Annotated in this window: 5 protein-coding genes and 3 pseudogenes; 3 read left to right on the top strand and 5 right to left on the bottom strand. The window is 64.6% G+C overall.

Going from position 1 to position 3,523, the window contains the following annotated elements; all coding sequences use genetic code 11:
- Positions 1–490, bottom strand: a pseudogene (locus MJ797_RS25985) (hypothetical protein); the annotation flags it as partial.
- Positions 491–720: 230 nt separating this feature from the next.
- Here MJ797_RS25985 and MJ797_RS25990 point away from each other — a divergent pair.
- Both MJ797_RS25990 and MJ797_RS25995 read left to right on the top strand, forming a co-directional pair.
- Entirely contained in the window at positions 721–1,002 is a 282-nt protein-coding gene (locus tag MJ797_RS25990) for a type II toxin-antitoxin system Phd/YefM family antitoxin (protein ID WP_239310321.1), read from the top strand.
- On the top strand, positions 999–1,280 hold the full coding sequence (locus tag MJ797_RS25995; protein WP_239342260.1) for a type II toxin-antitoxin system RelE/ParE family toxin: 282 nt from the start codon (positions 999–1,001) through the stop codon (positions 1,278–1,280). Before MJ797_RS25990 ends, MJ797_RS25995 begins: the two co-directional genes overlap by 4 nt.
- Positions 1,281–1,514: 234 nt before the next feature.
- Here the strand turns inward: MJ797_RS25995 and MJ797_RS26000 are convergent, their stop codons facing one another.
- Positions 1,515–1,805, bottom strand: coding sequence for a type II toxin-antitoxin system RelE/ParE family toxin (locus MJ797_RS26000; RefSeq protein WP_239342261.1), 291 nt, complete (start codon positions 1,803–1,805; stop codon positions 1,515–1,517).
- Entirely contained in the window at positions 1,802–2,101 is a 300-nt protein-coding gene (locus MJ797_RS26005) for a type II toxin-antitoxin system Phd/YefM family antitoxin (RefSeq protein ID WP_239310318.1), read from the bottom strand. The genes MJ797_RS26000 and MJ797_RS26005 overlap by 4 nt, the downstream gene beginning before the upstream one ends.
- A gap of 441 nt (positions 2,102–2,542) precedes the next feature.
- On the opposite strand from MJ797_RS26005, the gene MJ797_RS26010 reads away from it, so the two are divergent.
- A complete protein-coding gene (locus MJ797_RS26010; RefSeq protein ID WP_239342263.1) occupies positions 2,543–2,782 on the top strand; it encodes a hypothetical protein in 240 nt (79 codons plus the stop codon).
- On the opposite strand, the pseudogene MJ797_RS26015 reads toward MJ797_RS26010, so the two are convergent.
- Positions 2,779–2,907: pseudogene (locus MJ797_RS26015) on the bottom strand (IS256 family transposase); the annotation flags it as partial. The gene MJ797_RS26010 and the pseudogene MJ797_RS26015 overlap by 4 nt on opposite strands.
- A 188-nt stretch (positions 2,908–3,095) precedes the next feature.
- A pseudogene (locus MJ797_RS26020) lies at positions 3,096–3,523 on the bottom strand (transposase); the annotation flags it as partial.

A 3,523-nucleotide genomic window follows, 5' to 3' on the forward strand; every position in this document is an offset into this window, starting at 1 on the left:
GGTCTTTGTGCGAGATTCCCTGATCGGGATAAGCGCTGTCCGACGGACTGAGCGGTACGGTGAGATGGACGGTCGGTATGTGTGGGTTCTTACCGCCGCCGATTACCGCTCCAGCTAGTCTGAGGACGGTCCGTCGCCGCATTGGCTCTTCTTCCTCGTTGCTGTCTCGAAGGGTGACGGTTTCTCGGTTGTCCACTTTGTGTCGCCACGTCGGGCGGTGAAATCCCAGGTCTTGGTCGGTGTTGGCGCGCAGGATTGCGCGGAGGGCCTGCCGGTAGCGGTGTTGGGGCCAGCGGATGATGCCGCGTTCGAGTTTGCCGAGGTAGTTCCCGTCGATCTCGGTGATTGTCTGGTCGTGGTTGTAGATCCAGTGGTTGATCCGTTCGGCCAGTTCTTGGCGGGACATCGGTTCGCCGGGCGTGTCGGTGGACGCGGCGCGCAGCCGTGCCGCGCGTAGGTGGTCGTTTGGTACTGTCGCGGCCCGTTCCACGGCGTGATCGGTACAAGTGTGGGTACGGCGGGACACGGCTCTGGCAGGGGCTCGGGATCCTCCCGGTGGTATCCGTGGGTATCCCTCGTGGTTTCCGATCATCAGCCCGAGCCAGGTCGCGCGTTGACCGGGATCTGCGGCCTCACCCCTCGGGACGCTCTTGTGGGCTCGACCGTCGAAAGTCCGGCCTGCGGTCGACATCGCCTACAGGTTTGGTCATACTTCTAGTCATGACGACGTTGCCGTTGGGTGAGGTGAAGTCGCACCTGTCCGAACTCGTCGGCCGTGTGCACGACCACCACGAGCGGGTGACCGTCACTGTCCACGGCCACCCGTCGGCCGTGCTCGTGGCCGTCGAGGATCTGAAGCAGCTTGAGGAGACGCTCGCGATCCTCAGCGACCCGGCCACGATGCGCCGGCTCGCGCAGTCCGACGCGGAGCTCGCACGCGGCGAAGAGGTGACCGCGGACGCACTGGCCGAGACGATGCGGCGCCGACGCGGCGCCGCATGACCGGATCGGCTGGGCTCTACACCCTGAGGGCCACGCCGACGGTCCGCCGCGCGCTCGGCGAGACCCTGCCGGAACCGGTCGCCACGGCCGCCTACGAGTTCATCACCGGCCCACTTCTCGATGGCCCGTATCGGGTCGGCAAGCGGCTGATGCCGCCGCTCGATGACCGGTTCAGCGCCCGGCGCGGAACCTACCGGATCATCTACCGCATCGATGACAAGGCCATGGTCGTGACCGTCGTCGATATCGATCACCGTCGGGACGTGTACCACCGCTGAGCGATAGTGGGCGGAATCAAGCGGCCAAGGCGACACATGGGTGGTGCACTGACCGGTTGAGACCACCCTCAATCCCGCTGTCCACGGAACCGGGACCGCTCCATCCTGGTCGCGTTGACATTCTGCTTCGGCTTCCGGAATGTCCTCGCCCTCGGGCTGCGGCCGGGGTTCCGGTCCGGGTAGCGCGGCGCCCTCCCGCGAACCGCTGTCGGGAGCGTCCGGGATCGACTGCCATCAGCGCGGCCGGTAGATATCAGCCCGGCGATCCACGTCGAGAACGTGCACGACGCGAGCACGATCGTCGATGCGGTACACGATGCGGTATGTACCGCGTCGAGCGCCATGACACCCGGTGAGCGGGCCGAACAGCGGCTTGCCAACGCGGTAAGGGCTTGTGGCCAAGGCGGCGTCGCAGAACTCAAGGACGGCGGTGGCAACCGATTCGGGCGGTCGCTCCGCCAACGCCCGTCGCGCGGCGGGCTGGAAACGGACCGCGTAGGGTTCGGAACCCGCGTCCGGGCTCACGCTCCGGTGACTCGACGACGAGCCACCTCGGCACGCATGGTGGCGAGATCCACCCCGTCCTCGCCACGGCCAAGGGCCGCGAGGCTGTCGGTGATCCCTCGGACGGCCTCGGTGTCACTGAGGATCTCCAGCGTCATCTCGAGACCCTCAAGGTCGTCGACGGACACGATGACAGCCTCGGCTTCGCCGTTGCGGGTCAAGGTGATCCGTTCGTGCTGGTGGCGCACACGACGAGCCAGGGCGGACAGGTGGGTCTTCGCCTCGGAGAGTGGAACGGACGTCGCGTCGATCGTCATGGTTCGAAGTCTAGCCCGGGCTGGTCAAAATTTCGACCAGCACTCAGGCGTCCCCGGCTCAGTTGTAACCTATCTGACCAGGTCAGAAGCTTGTTGCGGAGCGTGGTGGACCTAACGTATCCCCATAAGAACAACATGATCTTGGTTTAGGGTCCCGACATCACCGTCCGCCCCGTCGCCACCCGCGCCCGGAACAGGGGCGATGCTCGGTGACCGCGCCGGCCAGAACATCGTTTACCGAGTAGAACAAGCGTTCCGGACACTTGGCGGTTCCGGACACTTCCGGCTCGTCTGATGATCGTGATCGTCAGACATTCTGGGTCACGTCGACGTTCCTGTGCCGCCTCGGAACGTGCTTGTGCGGGGGCCTCCGGTGCGCCGATCGTCCTGCGTGTCGGTGGATCTCGGCGGCTGGTCGTGCGGTGCTCGTATCCTGGGCCGGTGAGTACCCTGCGGGACGAGCTGCACAGTCTGATCGACCGCCTGCCAGAGTCGCGGGTGGCGCCGATCCTGGCTCTCGTGCGCGAGAGCGCGCCGGCTGAGGGCGGCGGTGACGAGTGGCCGTTGCCGGATTTCGTCGGCGCGTTGTCCAGCGGCAAGGGTGACCTCGCGGGCCTGTCCAGTTTTTCGTGTAAGGATGGGCGGGAATTGTCCTTACCGTGTGATTTGCTCTTCGATTAGTGAAGTGGAAGCCTGCCCGGGAACAGGATCACCATCGCGTTCAGCGCCTGATTCCAACCCTGAGTGCCGGTCCCGTTCTCACCTCCGCGTTTGGTCGAGATATTCCGGATCCCCAGGTAGAGTAGCAGGGCTGCGCGAAGGTAGCACTCCGGGTTGATCCAACTACACGTTCGGCCGCGGTCAGGCACCCCTGACAATCCAAAAATCCCTGAAGCACAAGCACTGTGGGCGTCAGCGGTAGTCCGACAGCGAGCCCCTCGTGGTGACTTTGAGCCACCACTCGTTACCGATTGCGATCTTCGCGCAGCCCTGGGTAGAGTAGCTTCATCGCCGCCTCATCCGATGGGAAATGCCCACGGGTCTTCGTTATCTTCCGAAGCTGAAAGTTGATGGACTCGATCAGGTTCGTGGTATAGACGACTTTACGGAGCTCGGGAGGATAGTCCAGGAAGGGAATGAACTCGGCCCAGGCCCGCTTCCACACGTCGACGGCGCCGGGATACTGCCGGCCGTATTCCTTCTCCAGGTCGCCGAGCGCTGTTTCAGCGGCCTCGACCGACGGCGCGGTGTAGATGGCCCGCATAGCCGCGGCCACCTTCTTCCGGTCGCCGTAGGAAACGAACCGCATCGCATTGCGGACGACGTGCACGACGCAGGTTTGCACAACCGTATCCGGGAATACCGACGTGATTGCCTCAGGAAGGCCGGTCAGCCCGTCGCGGTGGCCGCCATGTCGAGCCA

Origin of the sequence: Protofrankia sp. CiP3 (assembly GCF_917627345.1) — a bacterium.
In the GTDB taxonomy this organism is placed as follows: domain Bacteria; phylum Actinomycetota; class Actinomycetes; order Frankiales; family Frankiaceae; genus Protofrankia.

Coding starts and splice junctions, on each gene's coding strand:
- MJ797_RS25990 (WP_239310321.1), top strand. CDS start 721: ATGACGACGTTGCCGTTGGGTGAGGTGAAGTCGCACCTGTCCGAACTC.
- MJ797_RS25995 (WP_239342260.1), top strand. CDS start 999: ATGACCGGATCGGCTGGGCTCTACACCCTGAGGGCCACGCCGACGGTC.
- MJ797_RS26005 (WP_239310318.1), bottom strand. CDS start 2,101: ATGACGATCGACGCGACGTCCGTTCCACTCTCCGAGGCGAAGACCCAC.